Here is an 18,196-nt window from a genome sequence, read left to right on the forward strand (position 1 = left end):
CAAATCCCGTACCGTAAGATTGGCCTGCTCATGCGCGCAGGTAAATGTCGAAGAGTGCATCGCCAGACATAAATCGCTTTACGTTGGCAACAATAGCGCTGATTCGACGAGCTTCGAGTTCCTCCGTCCAGCCCGCCGCATGTGGAGTCATGACGACGTTGTCGAGGTCAGCGAATGGCCGCGTCGCCGGTGCGCAAATCTTCTCGCCCGCCTCCGGATAGCGGTACCAGGTGTCGATCACAGCGCCGCGGATTCGCTTCTCTCGCAATGCCTCGTACAGCGCATCTTCGTCAACGACAGATCCTCGCGCGATATTGATCAGGACTGCGTCTGCTTTCATGCGCGCCAGTTGTGCCGCACCGATCAGTCCTTGCGTCTCTGGCCCTCCGGGTACGGACAAGAGAACATAGTCACTTTGCGCCAGCAGATCGTCGAGACCATCGGCCCCCTTGTACCACTCGAGACTGTGATCGATCCCCGGGTTGCGGCTGACAGCAATGACTCGCATTCTGAAAGCCTTGCTTAACTCCGCTACGCGGTGGCCAATACGACCGTACCCCACCAGTCCGATGGTGCGCCCCTGAAGTTCCTGATGTTTGCGGCCAAGTACCGAGGCACCTCCCCACCCCCAGCGAGCTGCGCGCAACTCGCTGTCCATCTCCCTTAGGGGTATGGCTGACTGCAGCATCGCGAGCATCACGTACTCCGCAATTGGGTCGATGCCAACATTCGTGTTGCAGACCACTGAGCCCGTAGGCAACCATGCCCGATCGAGCCAATCCATTCCGGAAAATGGCACCAGTAGCAGCCTTAATTTCTCGGCATTCTGGAGCGTTCGTTTCAACAGCGTTCGTTTTTCGTGGAGTACCCACTCGGCCGACGCGACAATCACTTCAGCTTCCCTTGCGATCTCCACCATCCGCTCTGCACCTTCGGAGGGCATCCAGAGGTCTACAACGCTCTCCTGGCCTACGGCATGTTTCACCGGGTCAAGAAAAACTTTCCCGTACTCTCCTGTCAATACCACGCGTAACATTGGCGGCTTCCTTTGGATTCACATCTCAAGAGATTGCTCGATTGACGTTCGGCTTTTCAAATTTCAACTTCACTGATTCTCGGTTGATCATTGAGCAACCGCCGCTGTACCTTACCGACTCCGGTGTCCAGAGGAAGCTTTTCAATTCGAATGAGCCGCGTGGGGTGCATGTATTTCGGCAAATCAAACAGCGCCGCATGCACTTCGGACTCGAGGACAGGATGCGCGGTCGTGTAGAGCACGACCTCGTGTCCACGCGCCGGGGAATCTGTCCGCCAAAGTGCGAACTCGCCGAGAGACGTGACCCGCTTCAACCGCTCCTCAACAAATCCGATCGGAACATACTCGCCGTTAACGCGAATGGAATCACTCATTCGCTCAATAAAGATGAGATTTCCACACGAGTCTTGACGCCCACGATCTCCTGTCCTGAACCATCCTTCGGCGTCGGTCTGCGCCAGTACCTCTCCATCTCGTAGATACCCTGAGAACAAGGTCTGATGATGCAACCCACGCACCCAGATTTCGCCGTCGTCGGCTATGCGATATTCGACGTCTGAGCGGGGCTGGCCTGCCATGCTAGACGGACCTTCCGGCGGAAATTCGGCGTCGTCCGGACGCACGATGCGCGTATGGCAAAGGCCGCCAGCTTCCGTTGATCCATACCCCGTCACACCGATCGGGATATCAAATTTTTCAAGAAAATCCGGCACGCACCCGAAGGCTATTCTGATCTGGTGACCCTGTGCTTCTGCTCGCGTCGTTTTGGCCATCAACAGATTTGCCGGCGGCTGATGCAATATCATCGCGGTAATGTGGTGCGCCTTGGCCAGCGACCAGAAATCTTGCGCCTGGAAGCGATCCATCGAAAGCAACGACGCACGCGCCGTGAGCGAACCCACGACGCCGTACCCCATCGGATTGATGTGGAACAGCGGCAACGGCGAGAGGACCCGGTCGTAATGTGAGAGTCCATGCGAATCGGCAATAAAGCGGCCCAACCGAATGAAATAGCCATGACTAAGCGCGCAGAACTTCGGCAGTCCAGTCGTTCCCGATGTATGGATATAGGCCGCTACGTCGGCGGGGTCTGCGCAGCGTCCATCGCTATCGGACACCAGGTCGACGCGGGAGAGGAGGGGCCTTTGCACGGAAACTTCACCTTGCCATGCTCCCGTCAAATCCAACTGTGCTTCAGTCCTGTCAACCAATCCTCCTGGACTGCGGCCCAGCCAGAAGATGGCACGCGCGCCCAGGTTGTCGAGCATCGCGCCAAGCAATTCATCGGGATATGATGGGTTAATCAATGCCGTCTGCAGCCCCACGAACTGGGCTGCCATCCAGGTGACAAGGTACCCCGCGCTATTAGGACCGATGAAAGCTACGAGGTCTCCTCTCCGGAAGCCGGCATCGCGAAATTGAGCCGCGACTGTTCGAGCCCGTTCAACAAATCGATGCAATGAGTCGTTTTGTGAAAAGGTACCGAAGGATGCGTCGGGATGATCGAGGGCTGCAACCTCGATCAGCTCGGTCAGATTGTTCATGCCAGCCCCATCAGTTGAGCATCCTTCAGAATGCATTTTGCGACGTGATTCTTGAGGATTTCACTCGATCCACCGGCCACGCGCAGCAGTTTCACGTCGAGCATGTACTGGCCGAAGTTCTGCTCCTCATACAAACCATATCCACCGATCAAGGCGTAGACGTCGCTCACAACTCGCTCGGCGGCCTTGATCGCGAGATGCTTCGCGACACTGGTTTGCATCGCGTGGTCGTGACCTTGTTGTGCGAGGTTGGCTGCGTGATCACGGGCCAATGCCGCGGCGTGGATCTCCGCATAGCATTCGGCAATCGTCCATTGGTTCCCCTGAAAATCTGCGACGACAGCGGACCCGACCGGGCGGGTAACCGCATATCTGGAGGCTTCGGCAAGAGCACGCCGCGCGATACCGATCAGCGTAGACGCGTTCCCTAGCCGGCTCACATTGAAGGTGGATACAAAGGTTGCAAGGCCCTTGCCTACCTCGCCAAGAATCGCGCCGTCTCCAACGCGAACATCATCAAAGTACATGTTCGCTGTCGGCGAATAGCGAAGTCCGATGGGATGGGTATGTTCGCGCCGAACACCAGGCTGATCAGTATCTACAAGAAATGCGGTCAGCCCTTCCGGAGCCATCGCGTAGACGAGCGTCAGGTCACTCTCGACACCCATATTGATGTGGCACTTCTCTCCGCTAATGAGCCACCCGCCACCTTCACGCCTGGCGGTGGTCTGAAGATTTTTCAAGGATGAGGCGGCGGATGGTTCGGATATCGATTCAGAAAACAGGATGCTCCCGTTTGCCAGCCCAGGGAGGTACTTCGACTTCTGCTCCGGTGTTCCCCAGTCGTTCAGCCAGCGTTCGCCTTGGGCCTGCGTCTGCCCACTTACCAGGCCGTAGCGGCCCAGTTCCTCCTCCACCAGGCAGTACTCAGGCACACCGAAACCCAACCCCCCGTACTCCCGGGGTGTAAGCATTCCGAGAAGGCCTCGCCGCCCGAGTTCATTGAACGCCTGACGAGGAAACACGCCTTCACGTGCTGCCTTGGCCATGTCGCCCTGGATGACCCCAGCAAATTCCCGAATGTTCTCGATTGCGGAAGAAGCCCAGGCCGGGTCTTTCAGACGTAGTTCCAGATTCATTGCTGTGTCTCGCAGGTGGTTTCGTTTATCATTTGATTGTCCGGACAATGATAGGGCGAAGCGTTTCTGGCGTCAAGGCTGTGGTTCCGCTAACATCGCCTTTCGTTTGGCGACGAACGAAACTGGTGACCATCCCGATGGATGGCCACTTCGACTCCCCGGATGCTTACCTCAACATTCGCTAACGCGACGACCGTGAAACATATTCAACACAGCATGACGTGCCCGCGCGCCCGGCCTTCTATACCAGCACATGTATCACGTAGGAACGGGCGTGACCTCGAGCACGGCCTGAGCTGCGCGGCTCGGTCGCACTACGGCCAAAGGACCGCCGCGGCGATCCGGTTGTCAACGAACGCTCGTCCGGGCGAGGAACATCAGTGATGAGTCCCACGCCACATTCCAGCCTGGACAATCTCGGATCCCGCCCGCCCAAACATCTGTTGCTGGCGCAGTCGCTCCTCGCCGATATCCGCAGCGGCCGATATCCGGTGGAATCTCTCTTACCCACAGAGGAAGCCCTATGCACGATGTTCGGAGTTAGCCGTTTCACCGTTCGCTCTGCGCTACGCGCGCTGCAGGACCGAGGATATGTTCGAAAGCAGAGGCCAATCGGAACGCGGGTAATCGCAGACAGTACCGAAGACCAGCAGACCATAAGGCTGACGTCGCTAGGTGATCTTGCTCAGCTCGCCGAAGGCGGTCAGCAGATGATCACCGCAAGCGCCGATATCGCCGCTGATCCGACGCTGGCTAGCACCATTGGTTGCGCTGTTGGTCAACACTGGCGGCACCTTGAAGTCCTGCGCTGGACAAGCGGTAACAAGGAAGCGCCGGCGATGCTTAGCCATTTATGGATTCATCCCATGTACTCGGGCGTCGCTCAAGGTCTCCACCTCAATCGGATCTCCCCCGTTGTCATCTTTATCGAGCAGATTGGGCAACAATTCGGCGATCGTCCGTCCGACATCCAGCAAACAGTCAGTGCATTCAATATAAAGGGACATCCGGCTCGTGCGCTGCAGGTCAAGAACGGTACTCCTGGCCTTCGTATCCAGCGCTGGTTCCGCAACAGTTCCGGCGAGTTGATCCTTTATGCCGACGGTTTTTATAACGGGCTCCTATATAAATACCAAACAACCCTGCATTTGAATAATTGAGGCTGGTGCTCGGATCATTGAGCGACGGAACGCCCTTCAGCGCACTTCCGTGGCCCGAAGATTGGACGGTGGAAATGGGGTATCAGCGTGCTGCCTTCACCTGTCGACCACGATGTCAATCGGCTCGCAATCCGAGAGGCGTCCACATAGGTCTTTCCCTGATACGGCTCTGTTCCATCAAAGTTCACAAGGAGGATGCGGGGCGCTGCTACTGCAGCGGGATCTTTGCCACCGTGGCCAGCCGCTTCCAGCGCTGGATTTCGTCCTTCTGGTACTGCCGCATCTCGGCCGGCGACGACAGGATCAGCCTGGTCGACTGACGCGTGTAGTACTCGCGCACATCCGGGGCATTGCCGGCCTGCGCGAACAGGTCCTGCAACCGCTTCACCACCGCCGGCGGCGTCTTCACCGAGACCGCCGCGGCCACCCAGTTGTAGGCCAGGAAGTCAGGCAGGCCGGCCTCGACGATGGAGGGCACGTCCGGCAGCAGCGGCGAGCGCTGCGGCGCGGTGAAGGCCAGCCCGCGCACCTTGCCGCCGCGGACCAGTTCGATGGCGCCGGTGGCGTCCACCACGGCAAAATCGACATTGGCCGCCATCACGCCGTTGATGGCGTCGCCCGCGCCTTTGTACGGCACGGCGGTGGTTTTGATCCGGGCCAGTTCGTTGAGCCATTCCGAATAGAGCGTGTAGGAGATCGAGCCCGAACCGTAGTTGAGCGCGCCTGGGCGCTTGCGGGCATCTTCCAGCAGTTCCGTCAGCGTGCGGTAGGGCGAGTTTGCCGGCACGATGATCACGCATGGCCCGCGCGACAGCAGCGTGATCGGCGCGAAGTCCGCCAACGGGTCATACGGCAGCTTGCGGAAGGTGGCGGCATTGGTCGACAGCGTGGAATTGCTGCCGATAAAGACGGTGTAGCCGTCGGGCGGCGCGTTCAGCGCGGTCTGCACGCCGATAAAGCCGTTGCCGCCGGGCTTGTTCTCCACCACCACGCCCTGGCCGGTCAGCTCGCCGATCTTCTTGGCGAACATGCGCGCGGTGGTGTCGGTGCCGCTGCCGGAAGGGAAGGGCACGATGAAGCGGATCGGGCGAGCCGGGAAGGCGTCGGCGGGTTCGGCGGCGAAGGCCGCCGGCGGCGCTGCCGTGCCGATGGCCGCCAGCGCGGCAGCAGCCAGTCCAAGAAAGCGGCGGCGTGAACGGAAGGAAAGTGGCATGGTGTCTCCTGAGCGTGGAAAGCCCGGCGTGTTTCCGCCGGTGCAAGGGGATAAACGCGGGCTCAGCGGCGCAGGCCGAGCAGGTCGCGGGCGATGACCCAGCGGTGCACCTCGCTGGGCCCTTCATAGATGCGCATCAGGCGGGTCTCGTTGGCCATCTGCTGCAGCGGCAGCTCCTTGGTCATGCCCATCGCGCCGAAGGTCTGCATGGCATGGTCGATCACGTCCCAGGCCATTTCGGTGGCGAATACCTTGATCATCGATACCTGCGTGCGCGCCTCGTCGCCGGCGTCGATGCGGCTGGCGGCTTCGTAGGTCATCAGGCGGCAGGCGTGGATGCGCGTGGCGGCGTCGGCCACCCACCACTGGATCGCCTGGCGCTGCGCCAGCGGCGCGCCAAAGGTCTGGCGCTGCGGCGCGTACTCGCAGATCATGTCCAGCGCCCGCTGCGCCCGGCCGATGCACCACGCGGCCATCTGCACGCGGCGCGTGGACAGCCGCGCCTGCATCGGCGCAAAGCCCTGGCCTTCGGTGCCGAGCAGCTGCGCGGCGGGGATGCGGCAGTCCTCCAGCACCACCTCGTAAGTCGATGCCCCGCCGATCATCGGGATGCGGCGCTCCACGCGCAAGCCCGGCGTGCCGCGCTCGACGATAAAGGCCGAGATGCCGCCGCGCGCGCCCCGGGCCTTGTCGGTCACGGCCATGACGATGGTCCAGTCGGCGCGGGCGGCGCGGCTGATCCAGATCTTGCGGCCGTTCAGCACCCAATGGTCGCCGTCGCGCTCGGCGCGCGTGGTCATCATGGCGGGGTCGCCGCCGGCGCCGGGCTCTGAGATGGCGATGGCCGACACGGTCTCGCCGCGCGCGTAGGGGGCCAGGTAGCGTTCGCGCTGGGCTTCGCTGGCGGTCAGCATCAGCATGCGCAGGTTGGGCGAGTCGGGCGGCAACTCGTAGGGCGTGATGGTCTTGCCCAGTTCTTCATTGACGCCCACCATCGCCACCGCCGGCAGGTCGGAGCCGCCCATCTCTGTGGGAGCATCCAGGCCCCACAGGCCCAGTTCACGCGACATCCCGTCAAGCCGCGCGTGCTCTTCCGGCAGCAGTGTCATCTGCCCGCCAGCGGCTTCGCGCGCCAGCACCGCCGGTTCGAGCGGGATCAGCTGCTCGCGCACAAAGCGCGCAACCAGGTCCTTGAGCATCCGGTGCTCCTGGTCCAGTTCAAAGTTCATGACTGTGTTCTCCTGATTCGTTATCGCTGGCCCGCGCCCTGCGCGATGCCCAGTTCCTGCAAGACCTCGGCGGTGTGTTCGCCCAGCGCCGGCGCATGGCGGCGCAGCGACAGCGGCGTGGCCGAGAAGCGCGCGGCGGGCCGCACTTCGCGCAGCGGGCCTTCGGTGGGGTGCCGGGTTTCCTGGAACAGGCCGACGGCGCGCAGGTGCGGGTGGTCGACCAGCGCATCCAGGCCGTAGATCGGCGTGGCTGGGATGTCGAGCGACTCGAACAGCTCCATCCATTCGCCGGTGGTGCGCGCGGGCGTCAGCTCGGCCAGGTGCCCATACAGCGCGCGGATATTGGCGTTGCGCTGCGCGCGGTCGGCCACCTCGTAGCGCTCGGCCAGATCGTCGCGGCCCACCGCGCGGAAGAAGGCCTGCCAGTGGCGCTCGGTGTAGGGCAGGGCGCAGATCCAGCCGTCGCGGGTCGGCGCGGGACGGCGCCCGCCTTGCAGCAGGCGGGCGTAGCCGGCGCCGGTGGGTGCGGGATCGAAGGTCAGGCCGCCCAGGTGCTCGGCCATCACGAAAGCGGCCATGGTCTCCAGCATCGGCACCTCCACCGACTGGCCGACGCCGTGGCGCTCGCGGTACAGCAGGGCGGCCAGCACGGCATTGGCCAGCGCCAGCCCGGTGGTCTTGTCGGCAAGCAGGCTGGGCACGTACTCCGGGCGCTCGCCGGTGGTGGTGCCCAGCGCGACCAGCCCGCAGCCGGCCTGGATGATGTCGTCGAAGGCCGGCTTGTCGCGGTGCGGGCCGTCCTGGCCGAAGCCGGTGGCCACGCAGTAGACGATGCGCGGGTTGATGCGCGCCACCTCGGCATAGCCAAAGCCCAGCCGCTCGATCGCGGCCACACGCATGTTGTGCACCAGCACGTCGGCGCCGGCGATCAGCCCGCGCAGCGCCTCGGCGCCCTCGGCGCTCTTCAGGTCGAGCACGACCGAGCGCTTGTTGCGGTTCAGCGCCAGGTAAATCGAGCTCATGCCGGGGTGCTGCGAGACGCCGTTGGCGCGCATCAGGTCGCCCTCGGGGCCTTCGACCTTGATCACGTCGGCGCCAAAGTCGGCCAGCACCTGCGTGGCCAGCGGGCCGAGCACGACCGCGGTGAGGTCCAGCACGCGGATGCCGTCCAGCGGGCCGGCCGGGGTGGCGCGGGTGTCTTGTTCGCTCATCAGGCTTACTCCCTCAGCGGCGCTTGAACACAGGGGCGCGACGCGCGGCCATGGCGGCCACCCCCTCGCGGAAGTCTTCGCTGCGGAACTGTCCGTGCTGGATCGCCAGCTCACGCTGGTTGATCTCGGCGATGCGGTCGGCCAGCCCTTCGCGCAGGGTCGCGCGCGTGGATTCCACGGCCAGCGGGGCGGATGCGGCAATCTCCTGCGCCAGCGTCATGGCGCGGGCGTTGACCTCGGCCTTGGGCACCAGTTCGTCGGCCAGGCCGATCTCGACCGCGTCGGCGCCGGTGATGCGCCGGCCGGTGTAGAACAGCAGCGCGGCCTGCTGCTCGCCCACCAGCCGCGGCAGCGTCAGGCTCATGCCGAAACCGGGGTGGAAGCCCAGCCGGTTGAAGTTGGCGCTGAAGCGCGCCTCGGCGCAGGTCACGCGGAAGTCCGCCACTAGCGCCAGCCCCATGCCGGCGCCGATGGCGGCGCCTTCCACTGCGGCCACGATGGGTTTGCGGTTGCGGTAGAGCTTCATCGCATGCGCGTAGAAGCCGGCCGGGTCGTTGGCCACCTCGCCCTGGTCGGCGCCGCTGAAGTCGGCGCCGGCGCAGAACGCGCTGACGCCGGAGGCCAGCACGATGGCGCGGCATTCGTCGTCATCGTCAAGCGCCTGCAGGGTGTCGGCCAGGCGCCGCATGATGTCGGCATCGACAAAGTTGTGCGGCGGGCGGGACAGGACGATGCGGGCGACGTGGCCCTCGCGGGTGACCTGGATATCGGCTTGGGATGACATGCTGGGCGCTCCTCTGTGGTGTGCCGGCTCATTCGGTTTCAGGGCCGGGATGCACACAGTATTCGCGCTGCGCCGCCGCGCCGCTATACTAAAATTTCACTAACTGAAATTATGGACGATGCCGGACCCTGTGCTGCCAGAGGCCTCCACCCGCCGCGTGACCCACCAGACCGGCCGCTTCACCCGCGACACCGCGGGCAGCCAGTCGCTGGAGCGCGGGCTGGTACTGCTGCGGGCCTTCCGGGTCGGCACCACCAGCCTGACCAATGCCGAGCTGGCGGCGCGCACCGGCCTGCCGCGCCCCACCGTCAGCCGGCTGACACGCTCGCTGGTGGATGCCGGGTTCCTGCGCTATGACGTCAACGAGCGCGCCTACCGGCTGGCGCCGGTGGTGCTGAGCCTGGCCGACGCCTTCCACCAGTCCAGCCGCGCGCCGGACATTGCCCTGCCGCTGATGCGCAAGGTGGCCGAGGCCGGCAAGGTCAACGTGGGGCTGGCCGTGGGGGACCAGCTGGAGATGGTGTACCTGGCATCGATCCGGCACAGCCGCGACAGTGTCTCGCGCACGCGGCGCGTGGTGCCGGGCTCGCGCGTGCCGATGGAGATGACGGCGATCGGGCTGTCATGGCTGGCGGCGCAGCCGGAAGGGGTGCGGGAGGATCTGCTGGCCGGCATCGCCGCGCGCCAGGGTGAAGCCTGGGCCGGCATGCGGGCGCAGGTGCTGCGCGGCATTGCGCAGGCGCAACGGCGCGGCTACTGCACCGCGGCCTACCAGCCCGGACATCTGCTGGCCGTGGGGGCCGCTTTCTCTGGCCCGGACCAGCAGCTGTACGGGCTCAATATCAGCTTCCCGCACAGCGAGAGCGAGCGCAGCCGCGACAACGCCCGCTATGCGGTCCAGCTGGCGCGGCTGGTGGCGGACATTCAGGAGGCCTGGCGCCGAGCCGCTGGGTAGCCCGCGCTGGCGACAAAGCCGGTCAATCCTGCACGGTGACGATGGTCACGCGACGATTCTCAGGTGCAGCGGGGTTTTGCAGATTCAGCGGCTCGGTAGATCCTTTGCCGAGCGGCGTCAGCCGATCCGCGGCGACCCCCCCCTCCGCTGTGAGGTACTCCGCCACTTTCACCGCACGGCTCTCGGAAAGCTTCAAGTTGGCATTTGCCGAGCCGCGCGGGTCCGCATGCCCTTCGATACGGAACTTGTATGGCGAGAGCCTTTCCGAGCGCAGCGCGCGGGCGACCTTGCTGAGCGCGGCACGCGCACCTTCGGTCAGTTTCGAGGAATTGCTCTTGAAGGTGATCAGCAACTGTGCGGATGGATCCTTTGCCGGCCTGGCAGCTTCCGGCGCCGCATAGACATCGCGGTGCATGATGCCAAGCGTCTGATCCCTGTCGGCCTCCCCTGCCGGAGTCAGGGCATTGGTGATGGTCTCCTCGTTGATGTCCTGCTCGTTCATGATCCTGTCGTCGGCGCGAGCGGCAGGCCAGGCAGCCAGGATGCAGAGCGCCATGATCGGCATGCGCAGCCAGCGCTGCACACCGATAGTGACATGCGTGATCTTTGCCATGTTGGATCTCCAGGTATTTGCGTGCTTCCACGCCAATGCGACGCGCCGCCGCGAACGTCGCCAATCATCAGGGGCAGCCGATGGCATGCGCCAGTCCCGTTCAATGACTCCTATTCCAGGCATTGAACAAGTGCAGAAATCTGGCGGAGTCTTGTGCCTGGCTTCATTTCCGGAACCTCAAGCGTGGAAGGCACCGGCGCGCCTTGCCTGGCGTTGAGGAACCGTGCAAGGTCCTCTGCGCAAACGGCGACGCTGAGTTCCGGGTTGTTGGCATACCGGCCCACGATCATGCCAACCAGTACCCCGCTTGCGTCGACCACGGCGCCGCCGCTGTTGCCTTCATGCAAGGCGGCGCGCAGTACCAGAAGGCGATGGCCTTTGGGCTGTGCGGTGCCGCGCAAGTATCCACGGGTCATGACAGGCTCGAGCGGCGAGGACGGCGTGAGGCCAAAGCCGATCGTATAGACCGACATGCCCTGATGGACGGAGACGGCGAGGGGTCGCGCAGGCATCTTCACGGCGTGGTTCGTTGCGAGCAACGCCACATCCAGTTGCTCGTCGATTGCCACCAGGGTTGCATGCAGGCTCGTCATGTCGAGCGGCCAGACGTTGATCCGCTGGCATCCGCGAACAACGTGCGCGCTGGTCAGCATTTCACCAGACTGGGTGACAAAGAACGCCGTGCCACTGCGAAGCATCCCGTCGTGGCGCTTTCCCGTCCCGTCGGCGCGGCTTGCAAGCTCCGTGGTGCCCGCGGCGTCCATGCCGGCGACGAGATGCCCGTTATCGAACAGCTCGGCGCGCGCCGCTCCCGCGCACACGCTCCAGATACCGATCCACCCCATTGCCAGCAGCAGGGACAACAGTAAGGAACGTGCGTCTCGGTGCATGACCAGATGCGGAAAATGACTACTGGCTGGCAAGCACCCATTCACCGTTGGCGTTACGGCATGCCTGTGAGGTCTGTTCGTACGTCTTGCCTTCTTTCACATAGGTCTCGCTGAACTTCCGGCAGGTCTGGGCACTCGGTGACTTCGAATACCCACTGAGCGGCTTGATGGTGCCGGAATTTCCCGTCTTGGCGTTATGCCAGGTCCTTGGCTGGTTGTTCGGGGTGGTCTGCAAGGCATGCTTCAAAGCGGCCTCGCGCGCTTCGCGGTCGCGTTCATCCATCTCCCTGCCGATAATGCCGCCAAGCAGCGCACCGGCCAGGCCGCCCGCGACGATGGCGCCCGTGTTGCCATGGCTGAGAATGCCACCGAGCGCAGCGCCCGTACCAGCACCGATCAGCGCGCCGGAGGTGGTCTTGTTCATGCCGGTGGACTGGCCCTCCGCGCATCCCGCAAGAATCGCGCTGGCGGCCGCGGCGCAGCCAATGGCAATGGTCCAATTGTTCATGGCATTCTCCCTCTGACTACCCGGTAGGATTTCCCTCAATGACTACAATGCCCAGACACCGACGCGAGCGCGTCTTGCCTCCTGCTCGGCAGTGACGTATCGCGCGGGCGCACCGTCCCTTGAGCGCGCCCAGCCATTTCGAATGGCATGCTCGCCAATGTCTTCCCCATCCGCGAAGCACTGAAAGCCCTTGTCTTTGGCAAAACACTGCAGCTGGTTGCCCTTGCCCTTGAGGTAACGCTGCATAGCCTGGGCCGGCTTTCCGTCTTCACCCCGGATGGAGGACAGGTTGACGATCTTCCCTGAGACAATCAGTGCTCCCGAATCCAGGACCTGGGCGACCTTTCCCTCAAGGTCTGGCCTGGCTTGCTGCGCTGGCGGATTACTACTGTTCGGTCCTCTCGGGGGCAACGACGGGCTCGCCGGGGTCGATGGCGTCGGGATCAGGGCGATCGGCGGAAGGTTGATCGGCTGCTCCTCCGCCGGTGGTTCGGGCACGGCAATCTGGTGCGGAACATCCTCGGCCGAGGAGGCCGATGGGGGGGAGGGTTGCGGCTGCCGCATCAGTACCGTCATGAGTATGCCTGCGCCGACGATCAGGCCGGCGGCGGTCGCGCCCAAGGCGAAAACGCGAGAGCGCGGGCGCGCCAGGACCGAATCCGGCCTGATGGACGTGCTGAAGGTTGTCGGATGCGCAATGGGGCGGGAATGCGGTTCTGTTGCAGCCGCCGGAGGTACTGACGATGCCGCGGCATTGGCCGTGCACTGAGCGCAATCCACATGGCTGCGCAGTCGGGTGCCTGTATTCACGTCTGGGTTCACACTGGTGCTCACGTCCGGGTTCACGCCAGTGTTCACGCTTTGGATCGTGCTTGTGTTCACGCCTGCAGTACGGGTCGCCAGAAGGTCTAGCGTGTTGTAGGTCTGCAGCACGCCCTCGCGCACGATATCCGGCGCATCCGCAAACAGCGGCAAAGCCGCCAGTGCGCGGCCAAAGTCCTCCACCGTGTCGAAGCGCTCCTCAGGGGCCTTGGCAAGCGCGCGCATCAGTGCGCTTTCGACGCCGCGATCGAGGTCCGGACACAATGGGGCCAGCGAGGGCGGTACGGCTTCTACCTGCGCGCGGATCAGCTCATAGTCGCTGGTCGCGTTGAAAGGCAGTCTCCCGGATACCAGTTCGTACAGAACCGTGGCAAGGCTATACAGGTCGCTGCGGCCGTCGCCCTCGTGGCCGCGCAATTGCTCCGGCGAGGCGTAAGCCAGTGTGCCGACGACATCGCCCTGTTGCGTGAGGCGTTGCGAACCCTGAATGCGCGCAATGCCGAAATCCATGATTTTCAGCGTGCCGCTTTCCGTGAGCATCAGGTTGGACGGCTTGATATCCCGGTGAATCACGCCCATCTTGTGCGCGTAGCGCAGGCCCATGATGGCTTGAACGATGACCGCGAGGCTGTCCCGCACGGGAAACTTGCCGATGCGCTGCAGGATGGTCTCCAGCGTGTCGCCGTGAACCAGCTCCATCACCATGCACATGGTGTCGCCATCCTTGAACAGCGCATACAGTGTGGTGATATTCGGATGGTTCAGCTTGGCAAGGCTGGTCGCCTCAGCGCGAAAGCGGTCCAGGAATCCCTTGTCGAGGCTAAGTTCAGGCCGAAGGGTTTTGATCGCCACATCACGCTCAAGCTCGGTATCGAAGGCGCCATAGACTTCGCCGATCCCGCCACGCCCCAGCAGGGTGCGAATTTCGTAGTGGCCGATCTGCCTGACTGACATGGCGAATCCATCAACCCAATACGTTCAGAAAGCGCTGGTCTCGCGTGTTGAGCGAACTGACGCGCCAGGCGCCGGCGGTAGCTGCTGCACACTGCAGATGGCGACCGACGCGTTATCCAGCCCTCCCGCCAGGCGGGCAAGCTCAATCAGCTGTTGACAGGCCTCGAACAGGTCAAACCTCATGATCACCGATGCGATCGTCGTGTCGTCGATCTGGTCGCTGATGCCGTCAGTGCATAGCATCAGGAAATCGTCATGTTCCAGGGGAAACCCATCCAGCGAAATCGCTGGCTCGTGGTCCGGCGCTCCGAGGGCCCGCAGCAGTACATTCTTGTCGGGGTGTCTGTTGGCCTCTTCAGCCGTGAGCAATCCCTGGCGGAACAGTTCACCCACCATGGAGTCGTCTTCCGTCAATTGCCGAAACTCGCGTTGGCGAAGCAGGTAGATCCGGCTGTCGCCGACGTGGACGATATAAGCCAGGTCATTGACAATGGCAAGCGCGCTGCAGGTGGTTCCCATGCCATCGCAACTCGGGTCGTCCGCGGCCAGTTTCCCGATCGCCTGATTGGCAACGGCAAATGCATGCTTCAGCGCATCCGTGGGCAGGCCCGGATTGCGGTAATACTCGTGCAGCACCGTGCTCAGCGCAATCCGGCTCGCCACTTCGCCTGCCGCATGCCCCCCCATGCCATCGGCCACGACGGCAAGTGTGCCGGCGCGCGCAAACGGATCGTCCTCGCGAGGAATCATGCAGCCGATCGCGTCTTCGTTCTGGCTGCGCACGCAACCGACGTCGCTAAGCATCGAACACCTGACCATCAGTCGGGATCGATCTGCTTGACGGGCCTGGCCGGCGCACATGGCAACGTTCCCCGTTGGACTCAGTTAAGCAGCAAGTCGAGCCCGTACTTGATCGGGACCGCGAACGTCACGCGTTCGTCGCCGCTCGAGCGAGAATAGGTGAACAGCCCGATTACCTTGCCGTCGCGGTCGAACACGGGGCCCCCGCTGTTGCCGTGGCCTGTCGCGGTCACCGTAAGCTGATAGACATCACCCAGGTCATCGAACGTCTGGACATTCTTTTCAGACTTGACCGTGTCGCCGACCTTGGCAATGATGCCTTCGGTCACGGTGGGCTGAGGAATCAGTTCGAGGAGATTGGTAATATTGCCGCCTTCGCTGGATTGAACGATGGCGTGCTTCTCTTCGGATATGCCCGGATAGCCAAGCACTGTCACCCGCTCGCCCACGCGCGGTCGCGAACCCACCGATGCCAGGTTGATCGTGGGTAATTTGCGGGTCGCATCAATCTTGATTTCCGCCACATCCGCTTCGGCCGACGCCTTGACCAGACGTGCCTCGATGCTGTCCCGCGTATCGGGGAAGCGTACCGACAAGCTTTCATTGCGCCCCTCGAGATGGGCCATGGAGATGGTCCCGAGCCCCATGCCCCCTGGTGCCGCGAAGTTCGGCCTGACCAGCTTCACCGGGTGGTCGAAGTCCCAGCCTTTGAGATGCCGGTAGGCCTTCGGGTTGATGCGCGCCATGCTGACTTCACCCTGGCCGCTCGTCGAGATGCGGATCAAGATGCCGCCATTCGAGTCGAAATCCATCCAGCCCGGCACCTTCCAACCTTGCGCGACATGCTTGTTCGTCAGAATGAAGCCCTGGTCCTTGACCACGAAACCGCTGCCGCGCCCACCTACCTCGATCGGAATGCCGCGATGATCATCGTCGTCAGTCGTCAGCCAGCGCTGCACCGGATTGTTGTCGATCTGGAGAAAGCAGGGGAGGCGCAGGTTCTCGACGATGCAAATACGCTGATAGACAGGCCGACCCGTATTCTTGTCCACGATGTGCCAGCGTGCCTCCACGACCACCGTTGCCGCACCGAAGTCCGCGACGATTGCCTCGGGGCTCTTGCCAAACAGGATCCCGAAGTGCGCAAGCGCGCCGACGACGATGGCCGCGAGCGCGGCGACAGTGCCAGCGCCGATGATCAGCCTGCGCCCGGTGGAGCGCCGTTCCTGGGTCATCATCCGCAGTACGGTCTGCTTGCCGACGCGATCATCCGCGGCCGGAGTCGGCGCCGAGTGGACAGCGTCCGCCGGGGGCTGCCCCACCCGGACTTCGTGCATCCCCCCCTCGTGTGCTCTGGCCTGCGCTGTCGCCGAGACCGCGGAGGGCGCCGCAGCCGCGGGATGTCCCGCGCGCGTTTCCACTAGGGCTTTCGCGTTCAGGCGTGTCGGTGCAGGAGCGGAAACGGAAGCCGGCCGAGGTTCCAGATCGAAGGCCAGGCGCGGTCCGCCTTCGCCCAGTTCGATCGTGTCACCCGGTTGCAGCGGCGTTTCATCCTTGACCGGGCGGCCGTTGAGGAATGTGCCGTTGCTGCTGCCCAGGTCGACCAGCATGTAGCGCGCCGCATCGTCTTGCCTGATCTGAATGGCGGCGTGCTGGCGGCTCACCAGATCGTCGCGTTGCGGATCGAAGATGACGGTGGCGGCCGGGTCGCGGCCGAGGATCAGTTTGTCGAACCGATCCACCTCGAACTGCTCGATTTGATGGGCCTTGGAGCCCGATAGATGCGTGAGGATAATGCGTGTCATCCCGGTCTCCCTTATGGTTGCCGGGTAGCTCTTTTGAAGCTATCGATATCGCAGGACTTGTCGGGGCCAATGCTGCCGCCATTTATTTTTGTCTTATGCGCAGGGATGGGAACGAGCCTCGGTTCAGCCGCCAGGACCCTGATGCCGGACTGCGCCCGCACTGGCATGACATGACGTGACAAAGCCTCGCCTCGTCCCATCGCAATGGAACGTGGGCGTAATACGGACAAACGCGAGGACCGCCAACGCATGCGCGCCCCTGAACGGTGCCGGCACCGCCGGCAGCCTCCCCCGGGCACTCGAAATGCGCTTGTTGGCGCTAGAAGTGACGCTAAAGTGGTTCTTCTCGAAAGAGTATAGGTAATGCCGAATCGGTTCGCAAAAGTGCGAACTACCCTGGGTAGCCGCTGTTCACCCCGTGCAATGGCAGGCCCGCTCAGTACACCGACGGCATCCCCTGCGGCCGGTTCTTGAAGCGCCGGTGGATCCAGTAATACTGCTCCGGCATGGTCGCGATCTGGGTTTCGAGGAAGGCGTTCATGCGGCGCGAATCTTCCTCGACGCTGCCGGAAGGAAAGCCTTCCAGCGGATCGAATACGCGCAGCCGGTAGCCGCGGTAGTCGGGCAGCACCTCGGTGGTGAACGGCACCACGCGCGCGCCGGTCATGCTGGCCAGGCGCGAGGCCGAGGTCAGCGTGCAGGCCGGCACGCCAAAGAACGGCACGAACACCGAATCGGCGACGCCGAAATCCATGTCCGCCGCCAGCATCACGGGGCAGCCGGCGCGCAGGGCGCGCACCACCTGCTTGCCGCTGCCATGGCGTGGGATCATCTCGGCGCCGAAACGCCCGCGCTGCGTGCGCGAGATCTCTTCCAGCAGCCGGCTCGACATCCTGGTGTACAGCGAGGCCACGGGGTGGCGCATCGAGTAGTACATGCAGCCGGCCTCTATGCCGACGAAATGGAAGCCCATGAAGATGGTCGGATGCTCCGCGCAGGAGGCCAGGTCAATGCGCGTATCCAGCTCGACCAGCTTGCCCAGGCGCTCGGCGCTGCCGAACCACTGCACGCCGCGCTCCAGGTAGCTGCGCAGGACATGGCCGAAGTGGTTCCGCGCCAGCTGCTCGCGCGCGTCCGCGTCCATGTCCGGGAAGCACAGGGCCAGGTTGGTATGGACAATGCGCCGGCGGCGGCTGGGGATGCGGTACAGCAGCTTGCCGATGGCGTCGCCCAGCCGGGCGGTCAGGCCATACGGCAAGGCGGCGAAGAGCTTGAAGACTGCGATGGTCAGTGCAGTCTGGAGCCGGTGGGTCATGAAGATCCTGGAGAGCGGCAGCGGCGGTCGGGGCGGCGGCCCCGGGGCAGGCGGCTGCGCGGCAATGATTCGGCGCCACGGGCTGGTGGCGGGCGGGATGCGCGCAAGAAGGCGGGAAGAGCAAGGGCCGGCCCCCGGCACATGCCTGGCGCCTGGCGCGGCACGGTGTGCGCGTCGGGGGCTGACAAAGCCAGGCGGGACGCAAGGCCCCATCCCC

Annotated in this window: 16 protein-coding genes; 2 read left to right on the forward strand and 14 right to left on the reverse strand. The window is 63.6% G+C overall.

From position 1 onward, the window contains the following. Positions 1-28: 28 nt before the first annotated feature. The 3 genes from ACREYQ_RS21810 to ACREYQ_RS21820 are packed head-to-tail and all read right to left on the reverse strand — an operon-like array spanning position 29 to position 3,719. Positions 29-1,036 (reverse strand): 2-hydroxyacid dehydrogenase, encoded by a 1,008-nt coding sequence (locus tag ACREYQ_RS21810; protein WP_432262242.1) that lies wholly within the window; start codon positions 1,034-1,036, stop codon positions 29-31. Between the two features lie 56 nt (positions 1,037-1,092). Then, entirely contained in the window at positions 1,093-2,580 is a 1,488-nt protein-coding gene (locus tag ACREYQ_RS21815) for a class I adenylate-forming enzyme family protein (protein WP_432262243.1), read from the reverse strand. Beyond that, positions 2,577-3,719, reverse strand: a complete 1,143-nt coding sequence (locus tag ACREYQ_RS21820; protein WP_432262244.1) for an acyl-CoA dehydrogenase family protein — start codon at positions 3,717-3,719, stop codon at positions 2,577-2,579. Before ACREYQ_RS21820 ends, ACREYQ_RS21815 begins: the two co-directional genes overlap by 4 nt. 383 nt (positions 3,720-4,102) lie before the next feature. On the opposite strand from ACREYQ_RS21820, the gene ACREYQ_RS21825 reads away from it, so the two are divergent. After that, entirely contained in the window at positions 4,103-4,879 is a 777-nt protein-coding gene (locus tag ACREYQ_RS21825; protein ID WP_432262245.1) for a GntR family transcriptional regulator, read from the forward strand. A gap of 208 nt (positions 4,880-5,087) precedes the next feature. Here ACREYQ_RS21825 and ACREYQ_RS21830 read toward each other — a convergent pair whose 3' ends face one another. From ACREYQ_RS21830 to ACREYQ_RS21845, 4 genes are all read right to left on the reverse strand, one after another. Further along, entirely contained in the window at positions 5,088-6,092 is a 1,005-nt protein-coding gene (locus ACREYQ_RS21830; RefSeq protein WP_432262246.1) for a Bug family tripartite tricarboxylate transporter substrate binding protein, read from the reverse strand. A 62-nt stretch (positions 6,093-6,154) separates the two neighbouring features. Beyond that, positions 6,155-7,321, reverse strand: coding sequence for an acyl-CoA dehydrogenase family protein (locus ACREYQ_RS21835; RefSeq protein ID WP_432262247.1), 1,167 nt, complete (start codon positions 7,319-7,321; stop codon positions 6,155-6,157). Positions 7,322-7,341: 20 nt separating this feature from the next. Next, positions 7,342-8,532 (reverse strand): CaiB/BaiF CoA transferase family protein, encoded by a 1,191-nt coding sequence (locus tag ACREYQ_RS21840; RefSeq protein ID WP_432262248.1) that lies wholly within the window; start codon positions 8,530-8,532, stop codon positions 7,342-7,344. 13 nt (positions 8,533-8,545) lie between these two features. Continuing rightward, the gene (locus ACREYQ_RS21845; RefSeq protein WP_432262249.1) at positions 8,546-9,316 is read right to left on the reverse strand and encodes an enoyl-CoA hydratase/isomerase family protein; all 771 of its coding nucleotides are present in this window, start codon (positions 9,314-9,316) and stop codon (positions 8,546-8,548) included. 118 nt (positions 9,317-9,434) lie between these two features. On the opposite strand from ACREYQ_RS21845, the gene ACREYQ_RS21850 reads away from it, so the two are divergent. Beyond that, positions 9,435-10,271, forward strand: a complete 837-nt coding sequence (locus ACREYQ_RS21850) for an IclR family transcriptional regulator (protein WP_432262250.1) — start codon at positions 9,435-9,437, stop codon at positions 10,269-10,271. Positions 10,272-10,293: 22 nt separating this feature from the next. Here the strand turns inward: ACREYQ_RS21850 and ACREYQ_RS21855 are convergent, their stop codons facing one another. From ACREYQ_RS21855 to ACREYQ_RS21885, 7 genes are all read right to left on the reverse strand, one after another. Next, complete coding sequence (locus tag ACREYQ_RS21855; protein WP_432262251.1) at positions 10,294-10,884, reverse strand: OmpA family protein; 591 nt, start codon at positions 10,882-10,884, stop codon at positions 10,294-10,296. Between the two features lie 110 nt (positions 10,885-10,994). After that, positions 10,995-11,747 carry a S1 family peptidase gene (locus ACREYQ_RS21860; protein WP_432262252.1) on the reverse strand — a complete coding sequence of 251 codons (753 nt, stop codon included), beginning with the start codon at positions 11,745-11,747 and terminating at the stop codon, positions 10,995-10,997. Positions 11,748-11,793: 46 nt separating this feature from the next. Continuing rightward, positions 11,794-12,282, reverse strand: coding sequence for an RT0821/Lpp0805 family surface protein (locus ACREYQ_RS21865; protein WP_432262253.1), 489 nt, complete (start codon positions 12,280-12,282; stop codon positions 11,794-11,796). Between the two features lie 42 nt (positions 12,283-12,324). Then, a complete protein-coding gene (locus tag ACREYQ_RS21870; RefSeq protein WP_432262254.1) occupies positions 12,325-14,058 on the reverse strand; it encodes a protein kinase domain-containing protein in 1,734 nt (577 codons plus the stop codon). 24 nt (positions 14,059-14,082) lie between these two features. After that, a complete protein-coding gene (locus ACREYQ_RS21875) occupies positions 14,083-14,862 on the reverse strand; it encodes a protein phosphatase 2C domain-containing protein (RefSeq protein WP_432262255.1) in 780 nt (259 codons plus the stop codon). A 77-nt stretch (positions 14,863-14,939) separates the two neighbouring features. Further along, positions 14,940-16,664 carry a trypsin-like peptidase domain-containing protein gene (locus tag ACREYQ_RS21880; protein WP_432262256.1) on the reverse strand — a complete coding sequence of 575 codons (1,725 nt, stop codon included), beginning with the start codon at positions 16,662-16,664 and terminating at the stop codon, positions 14,940-14,942. Positions 16,665-17,100: 436 nt separating this feature from the next. Beyond that, the gene (locus tag ACREYQ_RS21885; RefSeq protein ID WP_432262257.1) at positions 17,101-17,979 is read right to left on the reverse strand and encodes a lipid A biosynthesis lauroyl acyltransferase; all 879 of its coding nucleotides are present in this window, start codon (positions 17,977-17,979) and stop codon (positions 17,101-17,103) included. Positions 17,980-18,196: the final 217 nt, after the last annotated feature.

Source organism: Cupriavidus sp. TMH.W2 (assembly GCF_050847365.1).
GTDB lineage: Bacteria > Pseudomonadota > Gammaproteobacteria > Burkholderiales > Burkholderiaceae > Cupriavidus.